The sequence below is a fragment of the Clostridium sp. Marseille-P3244 genome (assembly GCF_900120155.1).
Taxonomy (GTDB): domain Bacteria; phylum Bacillota; class Clostridia; order Lachnospirales; family Lachnospiraceae; genus Mediterraneibacter.
Map to the genome: position 1 here is coordinate 954,960 of NZ_LT635549.1, position 12,906 is coordinate 967,865.

Genomic DNA, 12,906 nt, shown 5'->3' on the forward strand with positions numbered 1-12,906 from the left:
AAAAAACGCCGCAGGTATTTTCTGCGGCGTTCGGTAACTTCAGGGAAGAAGAAAGGCATACATTACTACGAAATGGCAGACACTTCCGCCCATAACAAACAGGTGAAAGATCTCGTGACTGCCGAAGTTTTTGTGTCTGCTGTTGAAAATGGGAAGCTTCAGAGCGTATATTACGCCTCCCACGGTGTAGATGATACCTCCGGCCAGCAGCCAGCCGAAAGCGGCCGGAGACATATTGTTCAGGATCTGAGTAAAGGCCAGAACACAGGTCCATCCCATCCCGATATAAAGAACAGAAGAGATCCATTTCGGGCAATAGACCCAGAATGCTTTGATCAGGATGCCGGCGATGGCAATGCCCCATACGACAGAAAGAAGGATGATGCCGGTTCTGCCTTTCAGTACGATAAGGCACACAGGAGTATAACTTCCCGCGATCAGGACAGAGATCATCATGTGATCGATCTTTTTCAGGATGGTATTAACTTTTTTCGAAATATCAAATGTATGGTAAGTTGTGCTTGCCGCATATAATAAAATCAGGCTTGCCGCGTAGATCGTCAGAGAGATAATGTAGACTCTGCTCGGTTCATGGGCTGCTTTTATCAACAGAGGAACTGCCGCGAATATTGCCATGAGCATTCCGATAAAATGAGTAATGGCACTTCCGGGTTCCTTGATATGTGTTTTTTTCTCCATAATATACGCACCTCCATGATGTCTGGAAAATAACAAGTAGTTTTTAAAACTATATTAAGCATATGCATATATTACATCAAGAATTCATAAAAATCAATATGAAATTGAGTTTTCATAAAAAAGGATGGGGGATACCCCCCATCCTAACGGATCACAGTTCCGGTCTTTCCTTTCAGAGCGTCTTTTACTTTGTCAAAAGAAGTGATAAAAGCACATCGCCCCTTCCGTTTTTCAATAAATTCCACAGCTGCCCGAAATTTGGGAAGCATATTGTAAATGCCGAAATGGCCTTCTTCCATATAAGCTCTGGCCTGATCCACGGTGATCTCTCCAAGAGGCTCCTGGCCTTCCTTCCCCAGATTCAGATATACTTTTTCCACATTGGTCAGGATGATGAGCATGTCAGCATTGATGCCTTCTGCAAGTTTCCCCGCGGCCAGATCCTTTTCTATAACAGCGCTGGCACCCTTCAGATGATTGTCCTGTTCCATTACGGGAATCCCGCCGCCTCCCGCGGCAACGACGATCTGATCCGCGTCCAGGAGAGCGTTGACAGCATCCAGTTCAACGATCCTGACCGGATTCGGAGCGGATACTACACGGCGAAAGCCTCTGCCCGGTTCCTCGATCACATAGTTACCTTTCTTCCGTTCTTCATTCGCTTCTTCCGCGTTCATGTAGCGTCCCAGGACTTTGGTCGGTGTATAGAACGCGTCGTCATAGGGATCTACGATCACCTGAGTAAGTATGGTGCTGACAGTCCGGTAGATCCCCCGGTCCAGCAGTTCCTCCCGGATGCCGTTCTGAAGGTCGTATCCGATATAACCCTGGCTCATGGCAGAGCAGACAGACATAGGCGCCGGAGTATATTCCGGATGGGCCTTTGCGAATTCATTCATGGCTGTGTGGATCATACCTACTTGAGGAGCATTGCTGTGTGTAATGGCAACCTGATACCCTTCTTCGATCAGATCAGCAATACATTTCGCGGTATGTTTTACAGCGACTTTCTGCTCCGGAAGCGTGGTCCCCAGAGCACGGTGTCCAAGTGCTACAACAACTCGTTTTTTCATGATGATCTCCAATCCGCCGCACAGGCGGCACAGTAATAAAGTAACTTACTAGAAAGTTTACTATTATTTCTATAAAAAATCAACGAAAAAGATCGAGACACATATATCAGCAAGAAAGAGCAGTGACAGGATCACACTTACGAGGATCCGTCTTGAACGGCCCAATTTCATATAAGTCTCTGTCCATCTGGGCGCCAGATAATAAAGAAAGGCGCATCCCAGCAGGGCGAAAGAAACAGAACCTCCCAGATAGATCCGGCCGTTGAGATTCAGGAAAAATTCACTGTAATCTCGCAGAGGACTTCCGTACACCAGCTCAGAGACAAAATTTACACTGTATTCGAGCGCGGTGTAAACCCCAAAGTTCAGTAAGAAGACAAGAACAGGGTTCTGGCAGAAACGTTTGGCTAGAAAAAGGATCAGCAGGCCATAAATTCCATAAAGAGGGATCCAGGGTCCGGGCAATAAGGCAGAAATTTCCGGACTGCCGCTGCGCATGAGATGGATCAGTGTTTCCAGTATCCAGCCAAAGATAGAGAATGCGTGGAACAGAAAAACGCAGGAAAAGATATCATATTTTCGATCGGTTTTTACCTGGGCTTTCACCGCTTTTACCGGCGGCTGTACGGAAAAGAGAAATACAGGATACTGTTCAGGCGCAAAATACGAGATCTTTGTATAGGGGCCCTGGGAATCATCGTAAAGCGCCTTGCTGATGAGCAGTTCATCCTCTGAAAGAACGTGTTCCAGATAGGAATCATTCAGCAGCTCATATCTCTGCGAGCGTGACAGAACATAATTTCTTCTCAGAGTGAGATAAAGCTCTGCCTGGCTGGCCATGCGGTAGGGATTTGTAAAAATAAAATCAGCCAGACCCAGGGTCAGAAGAGAGAGGATCTCCCAGCCCAGAAAAGAAACATCAAGGAAAAACAGCTTGCGTTTGTTGCGGCGCATCAGCTGCCGGGAGAGAAAGAAAGCGTCCTTTCTGGAGAGCTTGGGATTTTCAGCCAGGATAAACGGGATCATACGGTATTCATAGTGTTTGATGATTCCCCCGATGACGGTAAGATTCCAGAGCAGCTGAAAAAGTGTCCGACAGAACATGACCCATGCGGGATGTATGACGCAGCGCAGTTTATAAAGGAAAAATATTTTAGAGACAGCTGTTTTGTGATAATTCCGATTTTCCAAAAAAAATCTTTTTTCTCCGATCACCAGGATATTGTTGACAAAAATAAGATACAGAAAAGCCAGCAGGATGCCGATCAGAGGAAAGATTATGGCAGACCATGGATGTTCGGCAGAAAAAATATTAATGGATCGTAATATCGCGAAAAATACGGAGACACCGGTTGAATAAAAGTCGATGACAAGAGAACTGACCCGGGCGATTGGCCCCCGGAACAGGCTGATCAGCGGAGTATTTTCAAGAAATCGGTCCACGATGTCCTTGAGGACTTCTGAGTTGGGTATCCCTGTGGTATAAGACGCGTCGGAATAGTAGGGTCCCGGAGAAAGCCGGAGATTAAAGAATGTGGTGGAGACTGCGTAAGATGCAGTGAGCATGGCAATGAGAAAGCAGACAGAGATCATTCTCCAGTAGCTCTGCTTCATCGCTGCGCGTGCTTTTTTCTTCAGTACCCTTCTTTTCCACATGGCTCTCTCTCCCATAGAATGAATTTCGGTGTGCGGAGGATTTTCCGTATGCCCAGGCATTAATGATAGTTTATTTATTATAAGTTATCAGTCAGAGATTTGCAAGCCGGCCGCCATTGACAGCCGGCTTCCATTGGGAGAGCCGATAAAGTCAAAAAAATTTTATATAAGATATGTTAAAAATGTAAAGTATGCTTGACAGGACATGTAAAGTAAACTATACTTAAAATGTAAAGTTAACTATACAAAACAGAAAGGAGCTGGAGTCGTGGAGAACCGGATCCATGAGCTCCGCAGAAAGCGGGGGATCACGCAGAGTGAACTGGCAGACGCGGTGGAGGTAACCCGTCAGACGATTATTTCTCTGGAAAGCGGAAAATATAATGCGTCATTAATTCTGGCGCATAAGATCGCCCAGTATTTTGGACTTGCGATTGAAGAAATTTTTATTTTTGACAAGGAGGAAGAGAACATATGATGATAAAAACAGTGTTTCAGGGGGCAAAGACAGATGAGGAATTCAGGGAAAAACTGGGGGCAAGGCAGAAGATCACGGGACTGGCCGCTGCCATGGGAGCAACCGGGATCATATGTGGGATACTGATGGTGTGCCTTTTGCCTGATACACGCCAGAATGCCTTTATGTCAGGAGTATACTGCGGAGTAGGAGCAGCGGCAGTGGTTATGGGGATCATGGAATTGAGAAAGATCAGAAAAATGCTGAAGGACAGTACGATACTGCGCAGAGAGCGGATCAAAGAAGGCGATGAGCGGTCCGCGGAGATCGGCAGGATGGCGTCAGGACGAGCAGCTCTGATATTTTTATTTGCCATGATGTTCGCGCTGCTGATATCGGGCTTCTTCAGTATGGAAGTATTCTGGACGCTTTGGTGTTCCGTGTTGGGATACAGTGTGATCTGCAAACTGTCAGAAATATATTATAGAAAGAAAATATAAATAATGGTATCTGCTCAAAAACAGCGGAATATGCGGTATCGGGAGAGGCTGTGCATACTTACGGATGCATAGCCTCATGTTCTTTTTTGATCTCGGAAAAACAGTCTGCTGCGGTCCACGAACTGTTAGTTGGGGTGAGGATGGCTTTGTAGGGAAAGGGACCTGCGCCGGACTTCCTCAGAGCGGCAAGCGCCAGATTGAGGCGGTTGTCTTCAAAGAAGCAGAAAACGAACATTGTGTCCGGAAGTTCCGACCCGGTATAAGAACCGTCCACAGGCTGCATGTCTTTGATCCCGGCGAGTACGCCCAAAGGCTGGTTGTAGTCGGACAGCCGGACACGTTTCAACCTGACATGCAGAGGGAACAGAGCCATCTCGATCTTCAAAAGCTGATCCCTCTGCGGCGGGTTAAAGAGTAAGATTGTTTCTTTCATAATCATAAGCTCCTGATTCTGTATTTGAAATACAGCCAGTGTATTTCTTTATTATTGTAGTATAGGAAAAGGAGAAAGGGAAGGGGGATTGTTACAATTTTATGAAGGGGGACGTGTACCTGTTAAAAGGTGCCTGTCCCCTTTTAACAGGTACACGTCCCCCTTCATACAATAGTAACAGAAAATATCAGGGAGGGGCAGGTATGCGGATCTGTGAACTGAGGGACAAGGAAGTTATCAATATATGCAGCGGAAGACGTCTGGGATGTATCGTAGATGTAGAGATCAATATCTGCACCGGCGAGGTGGAAGCGGTCATTATTCCGGGGCCGGGAAAGATCTGTGGATTTCTCGGGACAGACTGTGAGTATGTCATCCCCTTTGCCTGTATCCGAAAGATAGGTCCGGATATCATCATTGTGGAAATCCAGGAAGAAAAATTTTTGCAAAAGTTCTGACGGTCGTGTATAATAAACGCAGATTGCAGAATCGGGACGAAACATGTTCCGGAGAAAGGCGGATAACATTATGAGATGTCCATATTGCGGCAACCCGGACACAAGAGTCATTGATTCCAGACCGGCGGAGGACAAGAGCTCCATTCGAAGGAGACGTTCCTGTGATGAGTGTGGAAGAAGGTTTACTACCTATGAGAAAGTGGAGACGATTCCACTGATCGTTATTAAAAAAGACAACAACCGTGAGCAGTATGAGAGGGCAAAGATTGAACATGGGGTGTTAAGCGCATGTTATAAGCGGCCGGTTCCGGCGGAAGCGATACAGAAAACTATTGACGCCATAGAGTTAGAGATCTTTAACCGGGAAGAAAAGGAAGTTTCCAGCAGCGTGATCGGTGAGATCGTTATGGAGAAGCTTAAAGATCTGGATCCTGTGGCGTATGTGAGATTTGCCTCAGTTTACCGGGAGTTCAAGGATGTGAATACATTTATGGACGAGCTGAAAAAGTTCCTGCAGTAATGGCTTGAAAGTGGCTTGACAGAAGGAGAAGCTGACATGAAACTGATATCATGGAATGTGAATGGCATACGGGCATGTGTCCAGAAGGGATTTCTGGACTTTTTTCACGAGTCGGACGCGGACATCTTCTGCATCCAGGAGACTAAAATGCAGGAAGGACAGCTTATGCTGGATCTTCCGGGATATTTTCAGTACTGGAATTATGCTGTGAAAAAAGGGTATTCCGGCACAGCGGTATTTACCAGGAAAGAGCCTCTCTCAGTGTCCTATGGGATCGGGATAGAGGAACATGATCAGGAAGGACGGGTCATTACCTGTGAATTTGACGATTTTTATTTCGTTACGGTGTATACGCCCAATTCTCAGAATGAGCTGGCTCGTCTGGATTACCGCATGAAGTGGGAGGATGACTTCAGGACCTATCTGAAGAAACTGGAAGAGAAACGGCCGGTCATTGTTACAGGAGACATGAACGTGGCCCATCAGGAGATCGATCTTAAGAATCCGAAGACGAACCGGAAAAATGCGGGATTTACAGATGAAGAACGGCAGAAATTTACCGAACTTCTGGATGCGGGATTTATCGATACATTCCGCTATTTTTATCCTGACCGGGAGGGAATATACTCCTGGTGGTCTTATCGGTTCAGCGCCCGTGCCAAAAACGCGGGCTGGCGCATCGACTATTTCTGTGTCTCCCAGTGCCTGAAGGACAGGCTGGAAGATGCGAAGATATTGACCAATGTAATGGGATCAGATCACTGTCCCGTAGAACTGGATCTGAAATAGAGCAGAGCCGGGCAGAAGCGTCCGGACATTCAGTCATCATATCAAGGAAGGTGGAGCAATATGACAAAAATAGACATTATTTCAGGATTCCTCGGCGCCGGGAAAACGACGCTGATCAAGAAACTGCTCGCAGAGGCTTTTGCAGAGGAGCAGGTTGTGCTCATTGAGAATGAGTTTGGAGAGATCGGCATTGACAGTGGATTTCTGAAAGAATCCGGGATCGAGATCAGAGAAATGAATTCAGGCTGTATCTGCTGTTCCCTGGTGGGAGATTTCGGAAAATCTCTCCGGGAAGTGGTGGACACATATCATCCTGACCGGATCCTGATCGAGCCGTCGGGGGTGGGAAAGCTTTCAGATGTGATCAAAGCGGTGCAGGATGTGCAGGGAGATATCGACGCGCGGCTTAACAGCTTCAGCACAGTTGTAGATGTGACGAAATGCAGGATCTACCGGAAAAATTTTGGTGAGTTCTTCAGCAATCAGATCGAGTATGCGGGCGCGGTCATTCTGAGCCGGACAGACAGGGCGAAGCCGGAGAAGATCGAGGAGAGCGTGAATCTTCTGAGGGAACTGAATGCAAAAGCTCCGTTTATCACTACTCCTATCGCTCAGCTGTCTGGGAAGAAGATACTGGAGACGATGGAGGAGAGCAGATCTCTGGAAGAAGAACTTTTAGGGGAGATTACATGCCCGGAGTGCGGACATGTCCACGATCATGATGGGCACTGTGGCCATTCGGAACATGATCACCATGAGGGCCACGATCACGACCATCATAAAGCGCACGATCACGGTCATGACCATGATCATGACCATCATGAAGCCCACGGCCATGATCACGCCCATCATCACCATCACGAGGGCCATCATCATGCGGATGAATTGTTTGTCAGCTGGGGGCGGGAGACGATCCACCAATATACAAAAGAACAGATGAATGAGATATTAAAGCGTCTGGAAACAGAAGATATCTACGGAAATGTACTTCGCGCCAAGGGGATGGTAGCCGGAACGGACGGCCAGTGGATTTATTTTGATATGGTACCGGAGGAATATGAAGTTCGCGAGGGCACACCTGAATATACCGGCCGCATCTGCGTGATAGGGGCGGAACTGAAAGAGGACAGGCTGGCCGAACTGTTTGGGCTTTCCTGAAAAGCGGGATCAGAACAGGAGAGGATAAGAATGAATGAACCAAGAGTAATGGTCTATCTGATGACCGGATTTCTGGACAGCGGAAAGACGCAGTTTCTGGATTTTACACTGAAGCAGGATTATTTCCAGATTGACGGAAAGACCCTTCTGATCCTTTGCGAGGAGGGAGGGGAAGAATATGATCCCGCAGAGATGCTGAAGTACGGCGTGGTGATCGAGAAAATAGAGGATCAGGCGGATCTGACGGAAGAGTGGCTGGAGGAGATGGAGACTAAACACCAGCCGGAGCGGGTCGTGATAGAGTACAATGGGATGTGGAAGGTGAGCGATTTTGAGAGACTCCGTCTGCCGGAAGGATGGGGGATCGAGCAGAAGCTGACTACTGTAGATGCCAGTACTTTTCAGATGTATCTGACGAATTTAAAGCCTCTTTTTGTGGAAATGGTGCGGGACGCCGAGATGGTTCTGTTCAACCGGTGCGGGGATATCGGGCCTCTGGCAGGTTACAGGCGCAGCGTAAAAGTGGTAAGCCCGCAGGCAGAGGTGATTTTTGAGGATGAGAACGGAGAGATTGAAAATATATTCGGGGATGACGTGCCCTATGATCTGGAAGCTCCTGTCATAGAGATCCTGAAAGAAGATTATGGGATATGGTATGTCGATATGATGGAGAATCCGGACCGCTACAGAGGAAAAGTTGTAGAGTTTACGGCAAGAGTGCTCAAGCCGAGAGGATTCCCGGATAAAGTGTTTCTTCCGGGGCGCATGGCAATGACCTGCTGCGCGGATGATACAACATTTTTAGGATATGTCTGCAGGAGCTCGTACGCACCGAAGCTGAAGCCAGGCGACTGGATTACGGTGAGGGCGAAAGTGAGATTCGCCAATCTGTCGGTATACCGCGGAGAAGGTCCCATCCTGGAAGCGGAAAATATCACGCCGGCCGATCCCATCAAGGAGCTGGTATATTTTAACTGACAGCCAGATACAACTGACAACCGGATACAGCAGGCCGGGGCATCCGGCCGCATCGAAGGAGAAAAAAATGGAGAAAGAATATGATGTGATCGCTCTGGGAGAGCTTTTGATCGATTTCGCCGCAAGCGGACAGAGTGAACAGGGAAACAGCCTGTTTGAAGCGTGCCCGGGCGGCGCGCCCTGCAATGTTCTGGCCCTTCTGAATAAAATGGGAAAGAGGACGGCATTTGTCGGAAAGGTCGGGGAAGACCATTTCGGAATACTGCTCAGAAATACGATAACGGAAGCGGGTATCGATGCGTCCTGTCTTGTGACAGACAGCACGGTAAATACAACATTGGCTTTTGTCCATACTTATCCGGACGGAGACAGAGAATTTTCCTTTTATCGTGATCCGGGCGCGGATATGATGCTGCGAGCGGAGGAAGTAGATCCGGATTTTATCCGGCAGGCAAAGATCTTTCACTTTGGCACGTTATCCATGACTCACGACGGAGTCCGGGCAGCTACGAAGAAGGCGGTCCGCGCCGCTAAAGACGGGGGATGCCTGATCTCGTTTGACCCGAATCTGCGCCCGCCGCTTTGGACATCCCTTGATCTGGCGAGAGAGCAGATGGAATATGGGTTTGGAGTCTGCGATATCCTGAAGATTTCTGACAATGAGATCCAGTTTGTGTCCGGAAAGGAAGATTTTGATGAAGGAATCGCGTATCTTCAGGGAAAATATAAAATACCGCTCATCCTTCTGACAATGGGAAAAGACGGAAGCCGGGCTTACTACAGAGGGATGCGTGTGGAACATCCGGGATTTTCCGTGCGTACGATCGAGACTACCGGCGCCGGCGACACTTTTTGCGGAAGTGTTCTGACCTATATCCTGGAACATGATTTGGAATCGCTGACCGGGGAACAGCTGGGCGAGATGCTTACATTCTCAAACGCGGCGGCGGCCATCGTGACGACAAAGAAAGGTGCCATCAAGGCTATGCCGGACCGGAAGGATGTTTTAAAACTGGCCGCGACACAATGATCCGGAGTTTTTGCGATTGAATTTGACAACCAGATGTGGAGCAGATATAATGGAAAAATGAAACAAGGGCGTTTCTCACAGGAGGAGAACGCCCTTTTGTCTTAAAGGAGGGTTCGATTATGCATGACTACACAAGAGAAGATATCCTGCGGCTCGTAGAAGAGGAGGATGTAGCTTTTATCCGGCTACAGTTTACTGATATCTTCGGATCCATGAAGAACATGGCGGTGACGGGCAGTCAGCTGGAAAAGGCTCTGGACAACAGATGTATGTTTGACGCGTCCTCTGTTGAGGGATTGGAAGGAGAGGAGGATGCGGACATGTACCTGTATCCGGATCTGAGTACGTTCGAGATCTTTCCCTGGAGGCCCCAGCAGGGGAAAGTGGCAAGGATGATCTGCGATGTATACCGGCAGGACGGTACGCCCTATGAGGGAGATCCCCGGTATGTCCTGAAGAAAACAACGGCACAGGCGAAAGAGATGGGATATACTCTGAACGCGGGACCGGAGTGCGAATTTTTCCTGTTCCATATGGATGAAGATGGACTGCCTACGACACTGACTCACGAGAAAGGCGGTTACTTCGATGTAAGTCCTGTGGATTTCGGAGAGAACGCCAGGAGAGATATGGTGTTGACTCTGGAGGAAATGGGGTTTGAGATCATGTCATCCCACCATGAGATCGCGCCCGCTCAGCACGAGATTGATTTCCGCTATGATGAGGCCCTGGTGACGGCAGATAATCTTATGACCTTTAAGATGGTGGTCAAGACCATTGCAAAACGGCATGGACTGCATGCTACATTTATGCCGAAACCAAAGGCAGGGACATATGGTTCGGGAATGCATATCAATCTGTCTCTGAGCCGGGATGGTGTGAATGTATTTCAGAGCGCGGAAGATAAAAACGGGCTGAGCCGGGAAGGATATTATTTCATCGGGGGACTGATGAAGCATATGAAGGCGATCACCTGTATCACGAATCCGACCGTAAATTCTTATAAAAGATTTGTGCCGGGCTATGAAGCGCCGGTTTACATGGGATGGTCCGGAAAGACAAGAGGTCCCCTTATCCGTGTGCCTTCCGGAAGAGGAGAGAATACAAGGATCGAGCTGAGAAGTCCTGACGCGGCGGCCAATCCATATCTTGCGCTGGCTGTGCTTCTGGCAGCGGGATTGGACGGGATCCGAGATCAGATCATGCCGCCGCCAAGTATCGATGAAAACATTCAGAAAATGAGTCCCGGACAGAGGGAGGCGCTTGGAGTTCAGGAACTGCCCCGGTCTCTGGAAGAAGCACTGGATGAACTGGAAAAGGATGACCTGATCATCCGGGTTCTTGGCAGGGAGCTGACAGATAAGATCATCCGGGCGCGCCGGAAAGAATACAAAGATTACTGTATGCAGGTCACTGACTGGGAGATCGAGAATTATCTGTACCGGCTGTAAAACAGACTGGGGGAGCGAAACATCGCGAATAAGTGGTATGTACCGGAATGTGCCGTGCAGGCTCCAAGATCATGGCAGATGAAAGACGACGGGAGGCGGGACGGATTTGATCAATATAATAGTTGCGTTTTCAAAACGGGAAAATGCAGTGAATATTCGCAATATACTGGCTAAATCCGGATTCCAGGTGTCTGCGGTATGCCAGACCGGCTCTCAGGTGCTGCAGTATGCCGGCATGTGGGAAGAAGGGATCGTAATTTGCGGCGTACGGCTGCAGGATATGCATTATACCCAGCTGAGGGGATTGCTTGCCGCCGGGTTTGAGATGCTTCTGGCCGGTTCCCCTGCCAAATGGATGGATGATGGACTGCCCGACGGCGTGATCGGACTGCCTGCTCCAATAAAAGTTTATGATCTTGTGAATACAGTGGAGATGCTGTATGAGAATAAAAGAAGAAGGCATACCGCGAAGAGGCAGATCCGACACCAGAGGAACGAGGGAGAACGCCGAGAGATCGAACGGGCAAAAGCTCTGCTGATGGAGCGAAATCATATGACTGAGGAAGAGGCTCACAGATATCTGCAGAAAACCAGCATGGAGAGTGGGACCAATATGACAGAGACAGCGCAGATGGTGCTGACAGTGATGGGGGATTAAAGAAAAAGAGAGGGTTTTAAGATGAGATTTACGAAAATGCAGGGACTTGGAAATGATTATGTGTATGTCAACTGTCTGAAAGAGAAGGTCAAAGATCCGGCGGTGCTGGCAAAAAAGATCAGTGACCGGCATTTTGGCGTCGGTTCGGACGGCCTGATCATGATCAATCCCTCCGACTGTGCCGACTTTGAAATGGAAATGTATAATGCCGACGGATCCCGGGGAGAGATGTGTGGTAACGGGATCCGCTGTGTAGGGAAATACGTATATGACTATGGGCTCACAGATAAGAAACATATTTCTGTCGACACACTGGGCGGGATCAAATTTCTCGACCTTACGACAGAGGACGGGAAAGTGAAGCTGGTAAAGGTGGATATGGGGAGGCCGGAGCTTCAGCCGGAACTGGTGCCGGTGACAGCAGACGGGAAAGAGGTTGTTAACGCGCCGATCACGGTGGACGGGGACGAATACCGTATGACCTGTGTTTCCATGGGAAATCCCCATGCTGTCGTCTTTGTGGACTGTGATGTGAGAGAACTGCCGCTGGAAAAGATCGGTCCAAAGTTCGAGAACCATGAAAGATTTCCCCAAAGAGTGAATACGGAATTTGTTAGAGTAACAGACCGCCATACAGCAGAGATGCGGGTGTGGGAGCGGGGCTCCGGAGAGACCCTCGCCTGTGGGACAGGAGCATGCGCTGTGGCGGTGGCCTGTGTGCTGAACGGTCTGACAGAAGATGAGGTAACAGTAAAGCTCCTGGGAGGCGATCTGTTCATCCACTGGGACCGTAAGAAACATACAGTCTATATGACCGGTCCTGCGGAAACAGTGTTTGACGGAGAGTGGCCGGAGTAGAAAGCCTGATATGGAATGTCTTTCTTAAAGCATAAAAAACGCAGAGTCTATAGACCAGACTCTGCGGTATCTTATAATAATCGGAGTGACAGGATTCGAACCTGCGGCCTCTACGTCCCGAACAATTCAGGAGCATTTTTCTTTAATGTCATTGAATGTCCTGTAGGTGCCTGAAAGTGCCTAGATTA

Annotated in this window: 15 protein-coding genes; 11 read left to right on the forward strand and 4 right to left on the reverse strand. The window is 48.5% G+C overall.

Translation table 11 applies throughout. The features are described from left to right. Positions 1 to 39 precede the first annotated feature (39 nt). The 3 genes from trhA to BQ7367_RS06300 all read right to left on the reverse strand — a co-directional run bounded on the left by trhA (position 40) and on the right by BQ7367_RS06300 (position 3,428). Positions 40 to 699 carry a PAQR family membrane homeostasis protein TrhA gene (gene trhA / locus BQ7367_RS06290; protein WP_072524670.1) on the reverse strand — a complete coding sequence of 220 codons (660 nt, stop codon included), beginning with the start codon at positions 697 to 699 and terminating at the stop codon, positions 40 to 42. 143 nt (positions 700 to 842) lie between these two features. Further along, on the reverse strand, positions 843 to 1,772 hold the full coding sequence (gene arcC, locus BQ7367_RS06295) for a carbamate kinase (protein ID WP_072524671.1): 930 nt from the start codon (positions 1,770 to 1,772) through the stop codon (positions 843 to 845). A 69-nt stretch (positions 1,773 to 1,841) separates the two neighbouring features. After that, positions 1,842 to 3,428 carry a DUF975 family protein gene (locus BQ7367_RS06300; RefSeq protein ID WP_072524672.1) on the reverse strand — a complete coding sequence of 529 codons (1,587 nt, stop codon included), beginning with the start codon at positions 3,426 to 3,428 and terminating at the stop codon, positions 1,842 to 1,844. A gap of 268 nt (positions 3,429 to 3,696) precedes the next feature. On the opposite strand from BQ7367_RS06300, the gene BQ7367_RS06305 reads away from it, so the two are divergent. Together BQ7367_RS06305 and BQ7367_RS06310 are read left to right on the forward strand one after the other, a co-directional pair. Next, on the forward strand, positions 3,697 to 3,906 hold the full coding sequence (locus BQ7367_RS06305; RefSeq protein ID WP_072524673.1) for a helix-turn-helix transcriptional regulator: 210 nt from the start codon (positions 3,697 to 3,699) through the stop codon (positions 3,904 to 3,906). After that, the gene (locus BQ7367_RS06310; RefSeq protein WP_072524674.1) at positions 3,903 to 4,385 is read left to right on the forward strand and encodes a hypothetical protein; all 483 of its coding nucleotides are present in this window, start codon (positions 3,903 to 3,905) and stop codon (positions 4,383 to 4,385) included. The genes BQ7367_RS06305 and BQ7367_RS06310 overlap by 4 nt, the downstream gene beginning before the upstream one ends. Before the next feature lie 58 nt (positions 4,386 to 4,443). On the opposite strand, the gene BQ7367_RS06315 is transcribed toward BQ7367_RS06310, so the two are convergent. Next, positions 4,444 to 4,818: a DUF3783 domain-containing protein gene (locus BQ7367_RS06315; protein WP_072524675.1), complete on the reverse strand. Its 375-nt coding sequence runs from the start codon at positions 4,816 to 4,818 to the stop codon at positions 4,444 to 4,446. Between the two features lie 203 nt (positions 4,819 to 5,021). On the opposite strand from BQ7367_RS06315, the gene BQ7367_RS06320 reads away from it, so the two are divergent. From BQ7367_RS06320 to dapF, 9 genes are all read left to right on the forward strand, one after another. Beyond that, complete coding sequence (locus tag BQ7367_RS06320) at positions 5,022 to 5,276, forward strand: PRC-barrel domain-containing protein (RefSeq protein ID WP_072524676.1); 255 nt, start codon at positions 5,022 to 5,024, stop codon at positions 5,274 to 5,276. A 70-nt stretch (positions 5,277 to 5,346) separates the two neighbouring features. After that, a complete protein-coding gene (gene nrdR / locus BQ7367_RS06325) occupies positions 5,347 to 5,796 on the forward strand; it encodes a transcriptional regulator NrdR (RefSeq protein WP_072524677.1) in 450 nt (149 codons plus the stop codon). 36 nt (positions 5,797 to 5,832) lie between these two features. Then, positions 5,833 to 6,585, forward strand: a complete 753-nt coding sequence (locus BQ7367_RS06330) for an exodeoxyribonuclease III (RefSeq protein ID WP_072524678.1) — start codon at positions 5,833 to 5,835, stop codon at positions 6,583 to 6,585. A gap of 60 nt (positions 6,586 to 6,645) precedes the next feature. Next, a complete protein-coding gene (locus BQ7367_RS06335) occupies positions 6,646 to 7,743 on the forward strand; it encodes a CobW family GTP-binding protein (RefSeq protein ID WP_072524679.1) in 1,098 nt (365 codons plus the stop codon). A 30-nt stretch (positions 7,744 to 7,773) separates the two neighbouring features. Continuing rightward, positions 7,774 to 8,721, forward strand: a complete 948-nt coding sequence (locus BQ7367_RS06340) for a TIGR03943 family putative permease subunit (RefSeq protein ID WP_072524680.1) — start codon at positions 7,774 to 7,776, stop codon at positions 8,719 to 8,721. Between the two features lie 67 nt (positions 8,722 to 8,788). Continuing rightward, the gene (locus tag BQ7367_RS06345) at positions 8,789 to 9,751 is read left to right on the forward strand and encodes a carbohydrate kinase family protein (RefSeq protein WP_072524681.1); all 963 of its coding nucleotides are present in this window, start codon (positions 8,789 to 8,791) and stop codon (positions 9,749 to 9,751) included. A gap of 119 nt (positions 9,752 to 9,870) precedes the next feature. Continuing rightward, positions 9,871 to 11,202: a type I glutamate--ammonia ligase gene (gene glnA, locus BQ7367_RS06350; RefSeq protein ID WP_072524682.1), complete on the forward strand. Its 1,332-nt coding sequence runs from the start codon at positions 9,871 to 9,873 to the stop codon at positions 11,200 to 11,202. A 106-nt stretch (positions 11,203 to 11,308) separates the two neighbouring features. Continuing rightward, complete coding sequence (locus BQ7367_RS06355; RefSeq protein ID WP_072524683.1) at positions 11,309 to 11,860, forward strand: ANTAR domain-containing response regulator; 552 nt, start codon at positions 11,309 to 11,311, stop codon at positions 11,858 to 11,860. Positions 11,861 to 11,881: 21 nt separating this feature from the next. Continuing rightward, complete coding sequence (dapF, locus tag BQ7367_RS06360) at positions 11,882 to 12,718, forward strand: diaminopimelate epimerase (protein WP_072524684.1); 837 nt, start codon at positions 11,882 to 11,884, stop codon at positions 12,716 to 12,718. Positions 12,719 to 12,906 lie beyond the last annotated feature (188 nt).

What these genes read in the sequence shown, in the direction of transcription:
- trhA (WP_072524670.1), bottom strand. Translation starts at nt 699, where the DNA reads ATGGAGAAAAAAACACATATCAAGGAACCCGGAAGTGCCATTACTCAT.
- arcC (WP_072524671.1), bottom strand. Translation starts at nt 1,772, where the DNA reads ATGAAAAAACGAGTTGTTGTAGCACTTGGACACCGTGCTCTGGGGACC.
- BQ7367_RS06300 (WP_072524672.1), bottom strand. Translation starts at nt 3,428, where the DNA reads ATGTGGAAAAGAAGGGTACTGAAGAAAAAAGCACGCGCAGCGATGAAG.
- BQ7367_RS06310 (WP_072524674.1), top strand. Translation starts at nt 3,903, where the DNA reads ATGATGATAAAAACAGTGTTTCAGGGGGCAAAGACAGATGAGGAATTC.
- BQ7367_RS06315 (WP_072524675.1), bottom strand. Translation starts at nt 4,818, where the DNA reads ATGAAAGAAACAATCTTACTCTTTAACCCGCCGCAGAGGGATCAGCTT.
- BQ7367_RS06320 (WP_072524676.1), top strand. Translation starts at nt 5,022, where the DNA reads ATGCGGATCTGTGAACTGAGGGACAAGGAAGTTATCAATATATGCAGC.
- nrdR (WP_072524677.1), top strand. Translation starts at nt 5,347, where the DNA reads ATGAGATGTCCATATTGCGGCAACCCGGACACAAGAGTCATTGATTCC.
- BQ7367_RS06330 (WP_072524678.1), top strand. Translation starts at nt 5,833, where the DNA reads ATGAAACTGATATCATGGAATGTGAATGGCATACGGGCATGTGTCCAG.
- BQ7367_RS06335 (WP_072524679.1), top strand. Translation starts at nt 6,646, where the DNA reads ATGACAAAAATAGACATTATTTCAGGATTCCTCGGCGCCGGGAAAACG.
- BQ7367_RS06340 (WP_072524680.1), top strand. Translation starts at nt 7,774, where the DNA reads ATGAATGAACCAAGAGTAATGGTCTATCTGATGACCGGATTTCTGGAC.
- BQ7367_RS06345 (WP_072524681.1), top strand. Translation starts at nt 8,789, where the DNA reads ATGGAGAAAGAATATGATGTGATCGCTCTGGGAGAGCTTTTGATCGAT.
- glnA (WP_072524682.1), top strand. Translation starts at nt 9,871, where the DNA reads ATGCATGACTACACAAGAGAAGATATCCTGCGGCTCGTAGAAGAGGAG.
- dapF (WP_072524684.1), top strand. Translation starts at nt 11,882, where the DNA reads ATGAGATTTACGAAAATGCAGGGACTTGGAAATGATTATGTGTATGTC.